The sequence below is a fragment of the Mitsuaria sp. RG genome (assembly GCF_028369275.1).
Lineage (GTDB): Bacteria > Pseudomonadota > Gammaproteobacteria > Pseudomonadales > Pseudomonadaceae > Aquipseudomonas > Aquipseudomonas peradeniyensis.
On record NZ_JAQMYQ010000027.1, the window covers coordinates 67,306 to 81,729 of the forward strand.

A 14,424-nucleotide genomic window follows, 5' to 3' on the forward strand; every position below is an offset into this window, starting at 1 on the left:
GCCACCCGCAGCATTACCGCCCCATGCTCGTGCCCGCCCCCATCCCACGCCCAGCTCCAGTGCAACTTTCTAACCGAAAGGTCAGCTAAAACCCCGAGTTCGGCTTTTATTTCAAGCACCTCTGGCAGGTTGGTACAGAGTATGCAAACGTTTGCTCAAAACAATTAAGCGAACAATCGCCGAAGCTTTCGCTCACCTCAGCCTTTCGGGGCTACCACCGCATGAACAAGGACTTTCAATGCGTCAACCTGCATCCCTGCGCCCAGCGGCTCGCTCCCCCCTGGCTGTCTCCTTGCTACTGGGCGCTGTTACGGGACTACTCAGCGTCACCACCCAGGCCCAGGAAAATCCCCCCAGCGAGTCAGCCCAGGGCGAGGCCCTGAGCCCGGCCGCCGCACCGGCCAAATCGGGGCCCTACCTGTCGGACTGGTACAACCAGAACTTCACCCTGATCGGCACCAAGGACATCAGTTTCGGTCCCCGCCCTGTCGACGATATCTACCTCGAATACGAGTACTTCGGCCGCAAGGGGCCGTTCGAACTGTACGGCTACATCGACATCCCGAAGATCCTCGACATCGGCAACAGCCATGACAAGGGCGCGTGGGACCACGGCTCGCCGCTGTTCATGGAACACGAGCCGCGGATCTCCATCGACTACCTGGCCGGACGCAGCCTGGCCGTTGGCCCGTTCAAGGAGTGGTACGTAGCCTTCGACTGGATCTACGACCACGGCAGCAACAGCGCCAACCGCGCCAACACTCTGTACAGCGGCCTGGGCACCGACATCGACACCCATTCGCGGGTCAATCTGTCGGCCAACTTCTACGGCCGCTACCAGTGGGAAAACTATGGCGCCAGCAACGAGTACTCGTGGGACGGCTACCGGGCCCAGCTCAAGTACATCGTACCCCTCGGCAAGTTCGACAACGGCGCCTCGCTGACCTATATCGGCTTCACCAACTTCGATTTCGGCTCGGACCTGCACAAGGACAACCCCAACCGCACGGCCAATGCCACGGTATCCACCAACGTGTTGCTGTACGCCTTCACCCACCTGCGCTTCACCCTGGTGGGCCGCCACTTCCACAATGGCGGCAACTGGCAGGATGGCAGCCAGCTGAATTTCGGCGATGGGGATTTCCGCGGTAGGTCCAATGGCTGGGGGTATTACGCCGGGGTCGGCTACCAGTTCTGATCGCTTGCGCCATGGAGGCTTGCATGCACCCGATGCACCGTCTTTCCCTCGCCGCGGGCCTGGCCTGCGGCATCCTGCTCACCTCGACGGCCCAGGCCGGCGAGACGGCTGCGCCGCCGATCAGGCCCAAGGTGATGCTGATCACCATGTTCGCCCCCGAGGCCCAGCACTGGATCGAGCGCCTGGAACTGAAGCAGGAGGTGCGTGTGCCGGGCCTGTCGGCGGAATATCCGGTGATACGTTGCAACAGCCAGGATGTCTGCCTGCTGGTGACCGGCATGGGCCAGACCAACGCCGCGGCCTCGACCCTGGCACTGGCGCTGTCGCCGAAGTTCGACCTGCGCAAGAGCTACTTCCTGGTCGCGGGGATTGCCGGGATCAACCCGAAGCACGGGACCCTCGGCACCACCGCCTGGGCCCATTACCTGGTGGAGTTCGGCACCCAGTGGGAGCTGGACTCACGGGATGCGCCCAAGGACTGGCCGACCGGCTACCTGGGGATCAACACCAAGGGCCCGAACGAGAAGCCGCCGCTGGACTACAAGACCGAGGTCTTCGAGCTCAATCCGAAGCTGCAGGCCAAGGCCTACGCCCTGTCACGCGGGGTGAGCCTGAGCGAGAGCAAGGAATCGGCGGCCTGGCGGCTCAAGTACCCGATGGCGCCGGCCAACCAGCCGCCGGTGGTGACCCGGTGCGACACCGTGGCGGGCAACACCTGGTTTTCCGGGACGCGCCTGAGTGAGCGGGCCGAGGTCTGGACTCGGTTACTGACGGATGACAAGGGGGAGTACTGCACGACCCAGCAGGAAGATAACTCCACCTATGAAGCGCTGCTGCGGGCCAGTCGTGAAGGGTTGGTGGATGTGCAGCGGGTGGCGGTGGTGCGGGCGGGGTCTGACTTTGATCGGCCTGAACCGGGGGTCAGCGAGGTGGGGAACCTGCTCAAGTATGCCGACCAGGGCGGTTTTGTTCCGGCGCTGGAGAATCTCTATCGGACTGCCAATCCGCTGGTGCAGGAGATTCTGAAGAATTGGGCGGTTTGGGAGGAAGGGGTTCCGGAGGTTTGAGCATCACCCCCCAGGCCGGCTAGGAGATGGCCACTTCAATTCAAGATTGCCGGGGCTGCTTTGCAGCCCTTTCGCGACACAAGGCCGCTCCTACAGGATGGCGCGGTCACTTGTAGGAGCGGCCTTGTGCCGCGAAAAGGTCGCAAAGCGACCCCGGCAAGTCCAAGTCGAACGCCCATTCTCAACACCTTGTAAGGGCTGGTCCTCAAGCCCAAATGGTGGTCGCCCAACCCTTCCCTCTTTTGCATCTGCCGCTATCGCTTCCTTGATTCGGAAAGGGCCATAAAGCTCCACACCTGGCGGTGGTGAACAACCATGCTCTCGCAACAAGGACGGCCAAGTCCGTGATAAGCGCAGTGATGCTGGCAAGCCTCGCGGTAAGTAACGACAGACAGGGCAGCGGCGAAAAATGCCTGCTGCCCTCCTTCGACTCGCTGCACTGCCCGTCAGCGCCTCATTGTCTCCTGCTCGCCTCGGGCATGAGGCCGCCTATGAGGAAAACGGCTGCTGGCCCTATCAGCCAATCCACCGTCGTTCCTGAACTGACTGCCGGAATCAAAAAAAACGCGGCTAACAGACCTACGCCTGCCCAGATGCGCCTGCGTGGCGTGAGCCACTCTCGGACCTTTTCCAACCTTTTGCCCATTGGCACTCACTCTCCTTGTTTGTTCTGCGGTGAAGCGGATCGCCTGCGGTGCTGGGCGGCACCAGCAAACCAAAATTGCTAGACACATCCACCCGGCGCCAACTCAAGCCTGAGCCACTCCAGGTACTCGAGAATCTCAGCATCATTACGCTTGCAGTACGACCATTTTTGCTGCTTTGAAACCGAGATGAACCTCGCCTGCCTGAGAATTTCAAGGTGCCGGCTCGCTGTCGGCTGGGCGATACCCAGCGCACTTGCGATAAGGGTCATGCAGACGCCGAACTCGACGGGGTCTGCCGACCATTGTTCAGCGAAGTGGTCACGAGGCGCTGCGAGCAGGCGAAGGATCGCCATGCGAACCTCACTGCTCATCGCTTTCATCTGTATTGATCTGTCCATGCCTGCATCATATAGTCATTTAGCTAAATGACAATGTGAGGTGAGCCATGCTGGATCTACCCTACGCATCGAGCATCGAAGGCAACACCGTCAGATGGGGAAAAATGGGGACAGGCGCGCCGCTGGTCGCCATCCATGGCACCCCCTTCTCTTCACAGGTATGGCGGCGCGTCATACCTCATCTCACTGACCGCAGAACCGTGTATTACTTCGACCTGGTTGGCTATGGCCTGTCTGAAATGAGAGAAGGCCAGGACGTTTCATTGGCGATTCAGAACAACGTCATGGCTGCGCTTTTCGAGGAATGGGGCATCGAGCGCCCTGACGTCCTGGCCCATGACTTTGGAGGCGCGACAGCACTGCGCGCTTACTACCTGAACGGTCTGCGCTATGCGTCCCTCACCATTTTCGATGCCGTAGCCCTGGCACCTTGGGGCTCTCCTTTCGTTCAGCATGTCCGTCAACATGAGGCCGCCTTTGCCGGTATGCCCGACTACATGCACCGAGCGCTGCTGGCAGCCTATCTGCAAACCGCTGCGGCCAATCCCCTCAGTGACGAAGCCCTGCAAGCGTACAGCGCTCCATGGCTGGGGCCGATTGGCCAGGCGGCCTTCTACAGGCAAATCGCACAAATGGATCAGCGCTACACCGACGAAATCGAACCGCTCTACGGGAAGCTGGATTGCCCCGTATCGGTGCTTTGGGGCTCGGAGGACGCCTGGATTCCCTATTCCCAAGGGGAGCGTCTTGCTGGGCTTATCTCCCGACAGCCCTGCGTCCGGGTAGAGAACTCAGGCCACCTGATGCAGGAAGACAGGCCGGAAGCGATTGTGGCGGCGGTTTTGAAGCAGCTTGGCCCCTGAGGCAGGTTCGCTGGACTGTCTGTATGTCCAAATTCCCAGCGGTCTGTGTCTATTGGCAGAGCGATTTCATCGGTACGGTTCAGGCCTCACTGTTTCCAAGAGGTTGTCATGGAACTGACAGCAATCCCGTTTGGTACCACGGACTGGTCAAAAATCGATCCTGTCGCTTATCCAGGCGAGAACGGTACGGCGTATTGGCGTACCTGTCTGTTTGGGGACGTTCGGGTTCGATGGGTTGAGTACACCCCGGGATATGTGGCCGATCATTGGTGCCGGAAGGGTCATATTCTGTTATGCCTGGAAGGTCGGCTGGACACCGAGCTGGAGGATGGTCGGACTTTCACCCTGCAACCGGGCATGAGCTATCAGGTGGGGGACAATGCGGAGGCGCACCGGTCATCGACGGCTACTGGAGCCAAGCTCTTTATTGTGGACTGAGCCTGAACGATCTGGACTCAGACTCTATGCTACCCGCCAGCTCCTCAGCGCTTGTCGTGGAGCTCTGGCGGCCAAGCGCTGATGAAATAGAACATCCCCAGCCCCCCGATGTACGACCAGGACCAGTGTACGGATGGGTTGGTCACCATTCCGATCACCCAGATAACAACCATCACCGCGCCAACTCGACGCTTGCGCTTCGGTATGAACCATTCCTTGAACGCTGCATGCCTTTCCTGCAACCGCATTACCACTCTCCTTGTTCGATGAGGTAACCCTGAACCCATCCGGTAACGCCGGGATTAGCTTGGGACGAAAGGGTCGAAATCCCCAAGTAGTTCCCGGGCAATGGGCACTGCGTACTCGAGCAGTTCCAAAGGAACGTCATGCTCGAACAGCGTCACCTCGAATCTGAGTGTCTCGTCGTTACGAAAGATCTCGAAAATGATCTGGTCGCCGCGGGTACACTCAAGCCCCAGGCCATCGTGGCCTAGGGTGACACTTGAGGCCGTGCAGAAGTGGTACTCAACGCCATGAACAATCACGTGGGGTTCTCCTGAAAAACGGGAAAGTACCTGGAAACACTTCTGCTGTAACCCCCTTCTATATCACTGCCGCGATTTGGCTTTGAGGGAAAGCAAGCAGGGATGCGAATGCCTGCCGAAGAGGGGCTTTGGTCAGCATCCCGCGCCACCTCACACCATGAACGAAGGCCTACTACGTATCTCGATATGTTTCTCGCTTTCCTTCGGCAATCCAACGAATCCGCGCCGTGAAAGACTATGGGCGAGACGTGAATCAAGAGCGGTTGGCGGGAGCCGCACAAGCGATTTCTTGCCAGATAGAAGCTCGTAGACTTCACCCAGCGGGTTCAGAATCGAGGCAAGCGTCGGCCAGTCAGCATTCAACTCCACTGCCTGGACAAGCATCTCCATGCGCTCTTCAAGAGGGCGTGAAACATCCTTGGCCATGGTGGCAATTACTTTCAAGCAGTTTCTTGGCAGGGTCACTCCTTCCCTGTTTGCGCGGGCGCAGACTGCTCCGAGCGTATCGCGTACAGCCTCATCTCCCTCAAGCTCACGCTGCACCACGCCGGCCCACATCTCGCAGATGTCCTTGATCGGGACTTCAGGAATTTTCGCCAAGGCGCCGACTATATAAGGATCCTGCCTCATCAGATCCACTGAACCTCTAGCCTCCGGCCAACGCTTACGGAGATATGCTAGCTCCAAATCAAGCCCCTGATTGCCAAAGGCCTCATTGATCTCGACATCGAAAGGTACGAAGTCAGCGGTTGCCAAGTACCGCCATCGCTCAGGTGTCATTACTGCGTCGACTATGGCTTCGGCCATTATCGAAGATCGAGCAAAAATCCGCTCAAGGGTACTTTCATCAATCAGCTCAGATACGATGATTTGGGCTTGTAAACAATCAAGGTCATCTCGTGTGTCATCCCAGAGCTTCTGAGCCTCGACTGCGTTCCTTATCAAGAAATCAGCGAAAATCTGATTAATCACTTGTCTCTCATCGACATCAGGGGACTCGCTTGGTTTCTCAGTAGGCCGCACGATCATATGGTCGTAATACTGCAAAGCAGCCGAGGCAACGGAAACTACTCGGTCATATCGGAGTGCGCACTCCCAAATATTATCCGAGAAGCCTTCCAAGTTACCCAGCTTGCATACTGTTCTACCAAAATACTCCTGCTGCAGGGTTGACTCCTCTCGAATCAGGAAAAGCAGATACCTCAATGATTCTTCATCCTCTTGGATAACGCCCTCTTGATTGAGAAGCTCTCCAATAAAAGCGTGTGGATCACACTCGATTGCGATGTTCAATCCCACAAGATCCAGAGACCTGAGTCGAGCATACGACACACCTGCCTGCGTACCATCCAGGGTATCGCACAGCAGTTTAATCATCGGCAAGGAGAACTCTAAACAGTCCCACTCCACGAGCCGCCGCAATGTATCCTGGCCGACACCCTCCTCAAGAGCCTTAAATCTCACAGGCTCACGACGCAACCATGCCCAACCCGAAAACTTGTTACTAAGTTTTGGAATCAGGGAATCTACCACAGGAAGATCCTGAATAATTTCAAGCAGCTGAGATCGCCCATCCGATTCCATCAACTGTTTCGGCACAAGGCCGTCCAATAGAGCGCTTACTAGATTTTGGCGAGATTGAATAACTTGAAACTGCTCAACCTCGAACAACCGGATGAAAAGCTCTGGCTGAAGGGTATGAACTGCTTGAATGAATTTGGAGCAAGTTTCAGTCTCCATGACTATCAGAGTGGCATCGGCCATCCTGCTTAAATGCTGTAGGCCGCTCCTGAGTACAATCTCGAGCTTCTGCTTTCGAATATCGGATGCATCAGAAATTCTAGCAGTCATGGACAGCTCTGTAATCAAGCTTGCTATGATGCCGCAGCCGCCATCCAGGGAGTCATGATCCAACTTATCGACTAATTTAGCAGGATTAGATAAAGACACGTCGACATCAAGCAGAGCCCGACGCCGAAGAGCCAAGAGTTGGTTCTGGTCGTTGCGGGTGAGTGAGCCCTCATAAAAGAAGCCAAGGTAGTCCGTGTAGTCAGTATCAAGATACCCATTACGCAACAAATATACGATTACATCTAGCCCAGGTAGCTGCTCAGTAATAGTCGAACCGTAACCACCCCGCGCTGCATCTCTGAATGAAATAGTTTTTGTCTTGACAATCTCTCTATCAACATCCCTAATAGCTTCTTCGACATGTTTTAGGGGAGTATGAATTCGGGCCACTCTTTTTTCATATGAAGCTCTAGTCAAAACGTCGACAGGCTTAAAAGCATGACCAGACGATACACGCCCGTGCTGCGAGACTATAAGGCTTTGCCACTGCCCAGCCTTAGTAAGCTGATCGAAGGTATCATCCTGCAAGAATGCAGTAAGGCTAAACCGAGCTCCACTTTCAGTTTGGATGTAGTTTGCGCCCTCAAGGCCGCCCGCTTTTAGTGCTTCATACCAAACGCGCAGCCTGACATCAATCAATTGCTCTACCCCAGCAGCAATACGATCTTTCCTCTCCTCCCAAAGCTTATCCCGACTTCCCAAGAGCTCTTGGCTCCCGCTCTCCATCCACTTTGACAACCCCGTTAGGACTGAATAGACCCGCCCCCGCCTCTTGTTAAGCTCAGCAAACTCTTCAGGATGTAGATTTCGCATAGCGACCATAGCGAATAGCTTGTTCTGATCTAGCTCGATACCACCACGGGATAGCAAATTCGCAAAAATATCGTACTCATTGACAATATTCTTAATCAAACGCATCTCATCAATGTAGTAGCAGACTGTCTCCACCAGAACAGGATCGAGCGTTCCGCCCAACTGACTGCCATTTACTTCACGCATCCCCATGTACTCGCTGAGCTTTTCTCGCGAGTTCTCGGAGTTAACAACTGGAATAACCGGGATGATGAGGTCGAAAAACTTCGTCTTGTCAGTTACCGTGAAAAGCTCATCTCGAATGGCATAAATGAAATGAACCGGGCGTTTGATCTCCGGAGAGTGTCGAATCGTGAAATTGATTTCACGAAGTCGGAAAAAAACTTCCTGGGTGCCGAAGCGATCTAGATCCTCAATGACCACGACGCGGATATCGCTATGCTGGAAGCAGTAAATAATCTCGTCAACATTTTTATGCAGAACGGAAGCATGATTTGTTGCTTCAAGCTTGCCGCCCTTGATGGTTAGACCATCGATGCTGAGCATTGACAGTAGCTTCATACTGCCATGCAGCAGGTACCAAATCACATAACCAACTGCGCCGACCGCGAGCCAGCCTGGTATTAGCATCAGGCCGGGAACGAGCCAATCGGGATCGATTTTCGGCAGTTTATCGATTGTCGGTACGTAGAGACGAAGGCCGCCCAGAACAAGGGCAATCATCGCTACGGTACGATAGTAAATCGTACGCTTACGCGCCTGAACGATCCGCTTGAGGCGTGTCTTCGGCAGCCGAGCAGCAGGTACGGTATAAAGCAATTGCTGAACAATAGTCTCTTCGATCCTGGGGATCAGGTCGCCAGACGATGCTGATTCCTTTGCAGGGTCGACGGTTTGCCCATTCTCTGGCCTAGGGTCTGAAGTCTGTTCAGCCCCGGACACCGGCAGGGGTGAAGGTGCATCCTTGCTGAACGTGGCCAACGAGACATATGCCGTCTTGAACTCAGGATGTCGTTCAAAGAATGTTTTGATGACACTCGACTTGCCTGCGCCGTACCCACCAGTCAACGCGATGTTTAGAACCTCATCGCTGTTCAACGCAGCCAGCAGCTCCCGCTCGTAATCCTGGAACAGCTCTTTCTCGAGTAACACGGGGGTAAGCGGCTCGAAGGTACCCGAAGGCACATAGGGCTTTATCAGAGAGTGAAAGATTTTAAGGCCCACGTCCCACGCTACCGCGATAGCAATGCAGTGGTTGGTGATGCGGTTTTTGAGTCCGTTGAGCATCGAAAATCCCGTCGGCCCATCCATGTACCGGAGACATAGAAATGGCTATAGAAGCAGATCACGCCAACACTGCCGGAGTGAGTTCAAGTGATAGCTATATGCTACATCCAAAGGCTGAGCGCAAACTCATGGGGTCTGGTCATAGCCCTATTTGATTCTGTAAGCGAGCAACCCAGAGGGCTCGTGGAAGCTTCTCGACCGGCAGCCGCTCGAGCAATCCATCCACCAAGTGCTGCGTATGCCTAGAGTAGATGGTTATCCCGTCGCTCGAAGGCTGACGAGAGGGAACCAGTCCTCCAGCAGTGATCTGGGCAATTTTCAGGATATTCAGCAACTCTTCGTCTAAGACCTCGGCTTTGATGTGCTCAACCGTCTTTCTCGGAGGCATGCCAGCTCCGCACCACAATTCGACGACAACCTGATGAAGTCCTTTCGGCCCAAGGTGATCTAGGGCGATCCTCCACAGGAGCACCTCATGCGAAACGTTGATGTGATTGCCGCTCATGTAATGCGAGTCACCAGCATCCAGGTCTTCCCTGTGAATTTTTTCGGTGTTCAACGGTAAACCATTGAGTTGATTGGATAACGTTAAGCTGCCTCAAATTCTACGCGGAACTGCTCAAAATCTGGATCTGTATACCTGCGTGAAAGGGCTGAAAGGCGGGACAAAGCGCGAGTGTCGCGCCCTGCCCCCCCCTGATGCTTAGATCACCTACTGGGTATGGCAGACGTTGGAACACGTCCGGCAGCCATTCGATTGCGGGTAGGTGTTACGCGCCTGGCGAACAGCCGTTAAACAGGTCGTGTGGTAACCGAGGTCAAGGCGGTTGTGAGGAGCAGGTAGGAAGATGCACGTACTGGTGTGCACCTCATGGTCACCGTTGGCCTGCTTGTTCCGGTTTACGAAATACTGGGCCATATCAGTTGCCTCGCTCTTTGTTTGACTGAGAAAGCACCGAGCCTGCAAGCGCTTTAGTCGTGGCGTTGTATTTGTCGCTATCAAGAACCCGACTGGCCTTGGCCTCCATTTCAGCACTGGTTTGCTTACCAGTGGATGCCTGCGACATAGCCGAGCCCGCCAGCTCTTTCTGGATTGCAGAAGCGCTGTCGCTGCGAAGGACTTCGGAAGCCAGGGTGGCTACAGTGGACGAGGTTTGCTTCGTATTTTTCGGCACGATTAGGTGCTCCTGTGTCTACGTACTATCGAGTAGGCAGGAGCAACCCTTGAGCGGAAAACCGGACTGGGTGGTTGACAGCCAGAGTCGGTTTTTTCTCTAATGCGCGCCCCACCAATGTCCGCATTGGGTCAGGGAAGGCGGATATGCGTGCTCGGCGACCAAACTTTGCACGCATACCCGCTGCCTTTCTGAATCCGCAGCGCACCCGCCAAAAACACAATATATGGGATTCCTGGTGGGATGAGATACAAGATAATGGGGTATTTTTGACAATGCAAGGCGTCCCATTGTGGATAACTTGTGCGCAAACTGTTTGTTGGATCCATTTTTTTCCTGTATGGATGCACAGGCCTTCAAAACCGGGGCTTTCAGCCCTGCCCGCTTGTAATACTCTGAAACACTTCCACGTATAGACCCCTTCAAAGTCCCAGCAGGCGGCGTGTTATCGATCATTACTGGCGCAAAATTGACGCCAAATCTCTGCTCATCCAACGATGCTCTTCACCCATTTTTCACGAGTGCTGGGTGAGACTCTGCCATACCCTATGTGTGATAGATGCTCCATTGCCCGCCTAGGTTCTGTATGAAAACCTTTGAAACCTCACCGGCGCCTCTGGAAGCCTGATTTTCCGTAGAGTTCTCGCTTTTTAGGCGAAGGATTCTGCCATGCCCAAGCGATACGAACTTTCTGACGCAGAATGGGAAATAGTCGCGGATCTCTTTACCGCACATCGACGTACAGGACGCCCAAGAGTTGACGATCGCTTGATGCTCAACGGCGTGTTGTGGGTGCTGTGCTCCGGTGCAACCTGGCGAGACATGCCTGAACGATTCGGGCCTTGGTCGACGGTCTATCAACGATTTCGAGCCTGGCGAAACCAAGGAACCTTCAACAAGATGCTCAAGCGGTTACACCTCAAACTCAATGCACAGGGCCAGATTGATTTGACCACCTGGTGCATCGACTCAACCGCCGTGAGGGCCACCCGTGCCTCTGCCGGAGCAGGCAAAAAAGGGGGGCTGAAGAACCAACGGACCACGCACTTGGACGAAGCCGGGGTGGGTTGACGACGAAAATTCACATGGTCAGTGACGCTCGTGGCATCCCACTCCACTTCACGCTCTCAGGTGGTAACGCCAGCGACATCTCCCATGCTCAGCGACTGCTGGACGGTGTCCACATCACGTCGAATCGAGGTAGGCCACGCAAGCGCTGCCGCTGGCTCCTGGCCGACAAAGGCTATGACGCAGAATCCTTGCGGCAATACTGCGACCGCTATCGGATGCAGCCGGTGATTCCGCTGCGTGACATGAAGCGCAAGCCGAAGCCGGGCTTACCGCGCCTGTTTGACAAGCCCAAGTATCGGCAGCGGAACGCTATCGAACGGCTATTTGGTTGAAGGAGCACCGCCGCCTGGGTACGCGCTATTGCAAGCTAGCGGAAAGCTTTACTGCGATGGTCACGCTGGCTTGCTGGCGGCGGTGTTTACGACATTACTTTTCGTACAGTGCCCAGTTCAGTAGCAACCGACAGCCTTAGAAAACCCCTCGAAATATCGAAGAACAACAACATCACCATACCCCCACAACAGAGCACTAAGAATCAAAACAGATGTGATAAATACATTGCACCTCTTTACCACAACTCGAAGCTCAAGAATCATCTTGTTAAGCTCCTGACTAGCTGACGAATTATTCCAGTGAGAAAATTCGGCAGCAATGGAGTCCAGACGATGCTTCCCGAAGACAAGCAAAATAGTCATGACGGCTCCTGCTCTCGCCACTGAATCTGAATACTTATCAGGACAGAAAGTAAGCACCCCCGTCAATCCCAAAATAAAAACGACACAGGCCAACAAGCACATCAAAAATGCCAACCCTAATTCATATCCAATACGCACATCCCTCCCATTTATCGACCAGCCAAATGGATGAGCAAAAAATGAAATTAGTGCTTTAACTATAAACCCTAAGACCCACATAGCCCCTCACCAGAAACAATTGCAAGATAACAAATAAAAGAAATTCTTTGCATTACCTCATGAAATCCTGGAATCCCACCAATAAAATAAAGGCAGCACGCACCAAAGAACATGACCTTCAATACACAACAGTCGCAGAGACGCATACTTCCTTTATCGTTGACCTGGATCCTATCAGCATCTTCCCGGGCTTCTCTGAAAAAGAGGGCGAAAGAGCCAGCAGCTTAAGCCTTACGACGATTGCGCCTTAAACCGATAATCAGCAGGACAGCTCCGCTAACCATCATCGCTGCACCGCTATACCCAAAAGCAGGCTGCGCCATGGCTCCAGCTGCTGCGAAGCCAGCTCCGGTGGATAGCAATGGGATGGCTGCGTAGGTGAGTGGGTTCCTGGCTGAATTACTCATTTCGATCCTCCTGATTGAGGATCCATCTAATCACATCCGGCTGGCAGCGCGACTTAGCCAAGCCAAGGGTCAGCCTTTCGAGGTGTTCGCCGAGAGGGATGCAGCGCCTATGAGATCGAGCGCCGCCCGCGCGGCGCATCGCGGGACAAGCCCGCTCCCACATCTATTTCGGGCCAGTTATGCCAGTGCCGCCGCGGCTGTACGCCTTGGCGCATGCCTCAAGTCAGGTGAGACGGCTGCAGCGACCATGCGGAAACAGCGTCGTGCAAACAGGGCGGACCAGGCAATGGCGCAGGAGTGATTGGCCCGAAATAGATGTGGGAGCGGGCTTGTCCCGCGATGCGCCGCGCGGGCGGCGCTCGATCTCGAGAACACTGCAAGGCTATCGCCAGGCCCCTGCCCACCCACATGCGATCAAAAGCCCCTCACCCGCCTTTCAAGAACGCCCTCCCGGACAATTCCCGACCCCAAAAACGCAAAAAGCCCTGACAATGTCAGGGCTTCAAATATGGCGGAAGCGTAGAGATTCGAACTCTAGGATAGTTGCCCATCGACGGTTTTCAAGACCGTTGCCTTAAACCACTCGGCCACGCTTCCAGCTTGTTTTGCGGCGGCAATCATACCGTAATGTAACAAGCTGTCAAACTCTCTGTGTCGCGCCCTGCGACAGCTCTGATATGCTCTGCCTCATACGTTCCACTACCGCCGGTCCCGGACCGCGGTTTCACCCCAAAGGAGTGCGCCATGCGCGAACAGGATTACGCCGTCCAACACGGCCAGCAGGTCGAGCAGCAGGAGGTCAGCAAGGTCCTGCGCAACACGTACAGCCTGCTGGCCCTTACCCTCGCCTTCAGCGGCATCATGGCCTTCGTCGCCCAGCAGATGCGTGTCGGCTACCCGAACATCTTCGTGGTGCTGATCGGCTTCTACGGCCTGTTCTTCCTCACCAACAAGCTGCGTGATTCGGCCTGGGGCCTGGTGTCCACCTTCGCCCTCACCGGTTTCATGGGCTTCATCCTCGGCCCGATCCTCAACCGCTACCTGGGCATGGCCGGTGGCGCCGAAGTGGTCAGCTCGGCCTTCGCCATGACCGCCCTGGTGTTCGGCGGCCTGTCGGCCTACGTGCTGATCACCCGCAAGGACATGAGCTTCCTCAGCGGCTTCATCACCGCCGGCTTCTTCGTCCTGCTGGGTGCCGTGGTGGCCAGCTTCTTCTTCCAGATCAGCGGCCTGCAACTGGCGATCAGCGCTGGCTTCGTACTGTTCTCGTCGGTCTGCATCCTGTTCCAGACCAGCGCCATCATCCATGGCGGCGAGCGCAACTACATCATGGCCACCATCAGCCTGTACGTGTCGATCTACAACCTGTTCGTCAGCCTGCTGCAGCTGTTCGGCATCATGGGCCGCGACGACTGATCGAATCGGTCGACAGCGCCTCACAAAAAGCCCGCTTCGGCGGGCTTTTTCGTGCCCGCTGAACAGAGGCTTTACGGTCTTGGGGGGCTCGGATGGGGCGCGACCGCATTAGGGCCGCCAGGTGCTCGCCACAGCCCTTGCAGCGCCTATCAGATCGCGCGCCGCCCGCGCGGCGCATCGCGGATGAATCCGCTCCTACATCTGTTGCAACGTACCGAACCTGTCAGGCCATGGTTGCCAGCCTTGGTGCAGGGCTTGAGACAGGCGGGGCGGCGGCAATGCCTACCGAAAAATCGAGTCGCGCGCACAAGGCTTACAACCATGGCCTATCAGA

The 14,424-nt window shown here is 55.5% G+C and carries 12 protein-coding genes, 1 tRNA gene and 1 pseudogene; 6 read left to right on the forward strand and 8 right to left on the reverse strand.

Annotated features, from left to right (window positions below; translation table 11 throughout):
* Positions 1–238: 238 nt before the first annotated feature.
* Positions 239–1,198 (forward strand): nucleoside-specific channel-forming protein Tsx, encoded by a 960-nt coding sequence (locus POF53_RS16240; RefSeq protein WP_498968512.1) that lies wholly within the window; start codon positions 239–241, stop codon positions 1,196–1,198.
* Between the two features lie 23 nt (positions 1,199–1,221).
* Positions 1,222–2,265: a purine-nucleoside phosphorylase gene (locus POF53_RS16245; RefSeq protein ID WP_498968514.1), complete on the forward strand. Its 1,044-nt coding sequence runs from the start codon at positions 1,222–1,224 to the stop codon at positions 2,263–2,265.
* Positions 2,266–2,989: 724 nt separating this feature from the next.
* Here POF53_RS16245 and POF53_RS16250 read toward each other — a convergent pair.
* Positions 2,990–3,292: an ArsR/SmtB family transcription factor gene (locus tag POF53_RS16250; RefSeq protein ID WP_475858880.1), complete on the reverse strand. Its 303-nt coding sequence runs from the start codon at positions 3,290–3,292 to the stop codon at positions 2,990–2,992.
* A gap of 65 nt (positions 3,293–3,357) precedes the next feature.
* Here POF53_RS16250 and POF53_RS16255 point away from each other — a divergent pair, with 65 nt between their 5' ends.
* A complete protein-coding gene (locus POF53_RS16255; protein ID WP_498968516.1) occupies positions 3,358–4,173 on the forward strand; it encodes an alpha/beta fold hydrolase in 816 nt (271 codons plus the stop codon).
* A gap of 108 nt (positions 4,174–4,281) precedes the next feature.
* Entirely contained in the window at positions 4,282–4,611 is a 330-nt protein-coding gene (locus POF53_RS16260; protein WP_498968518.1) for a DHCW motif cupin fold protein, read from the forward strand.
* Positions 4,612–4,655: 44 nt separating this feature from the next.
* Here the strand turns inward: POF53_RS16260 and POF53_RS16265 are convergent, their stop codons facing one another.
* The 5 genes from POF53_RS16265 to POF53_RS16285 form a co-directional block, all read right to left on the reverse strand.
* Positions 4,656–4,859 carry a hypothetical protein gene (locus POF53_RS16265; RefSeq protein WP_498968520.1) on the reverse strand — a complete coding sequence of 68 codons (204 nt, stop codon included), beginning with the start codon at positions 4,857–4,859 and terminating at the stop codon, positions 4,656–4,658.
* A gap of 54 nt (positions 4,860–4,913) precedes the next feature.
* Positions 4,914–5,156, reverse strand: coding sequence for a hypothetical protein (locus POF53_RS16270; RefSeq protein WP_498968522.1), 243 nt, complete (start codon positions 5,154–5,156; stop codon positions 4,914–4,916).
* 150 nt (positions 5,157–5,306) lie between these two features.
* Positions 5,307–9,107 carry a YobI family P-loop NTPase gene (locus tag POF53_RS16275; RefSeq protein ID WP_498968524.1) on the reverse strand — a complete coding sequence of 1,267 codons (3,801 nt, stop codon included), beginning with the start codon at positions 9,105–9,107 and terminating at the stop codon, positions 5,307–5,309.
* Positions 9,108–9,246: 139 nt separating this feature from the next.
* Positions 9,247–9,666, reverse strand: a complete 420-nt coding sequence (locus tag POF53_RS16280) for a hypothetical protein (RefSeq protein ID WP_498968526.1) — start codon at positions 9,664–9,666, stop codon at positions 9,247–9,249.
* A 361-nt stretch (positions 9,667–10,027) separates the two neighbouring features.
* Positions 10,028–10,282, reverse strand: a complete 255-nt coding sequence (locus POF53_RS16285; protein ID WP_498968528.1) for a hypothetical protein — start codon at positions 10,280–10,282, stop codon at positions 10,028–10,030.
* Between the two features lie 669 nt (positions 10,283–10,951).
* Between POF53_RS16285 and POF53_RS16290 the strand changes: the two are divergent.
* Positions 10,952–11,825: pseudogene (locus POF53_RS16290) on the forward strand (IS5 family transposase).
* On the opposite strand, the gene POF53_RS16295 reads toward POF53_RS16290, so the two are convergent.
* Together POF53_RS16295 and POF53_RS16300 are read right to left on the reverse strand one after the other, a co-directional pair.
* Positions 11,803–12,267: a hypothetical protein gene (locus POF53_RS16295; RefSeq protein WP_498968530.1), complete on the reverse strand. Its 465-nt coding sequence runs from the start codon at positions 12,265–12,267 to the stop codon at positions 11,803–11,805. The pseudogene POF53_RS16290 and the gene POF53_RS16295 sit on opposite strands and share 23 nt — an antisense overlap.
* Positions 12,268–13,183: 916 nt before the next feature.
* A tRNA-Ser gene (locus POF53_RS16300) sits at positions 13,184–13,271 on the reverse strand.
* Positions 13,272–13,418: 147 nt separating this feature from the next.
* On the opposite strand from POF53_RS16300, the gene POF53_RS16305 reads away from it, so the two are divergent.
* Positions 13,419–14,090, forward strand: a complete 672-nt coding sequence (locus tag POF53_RS16305; protein WP_028692373.1) for a Bax inhibitor-1/YccA family protein — start codon at positions 13,419–13,421, stop codon at positions 14,088–14,090.
* The last annotated feature ends 334 nt before the right edge of the window (positions 14,091–14,424 follow it).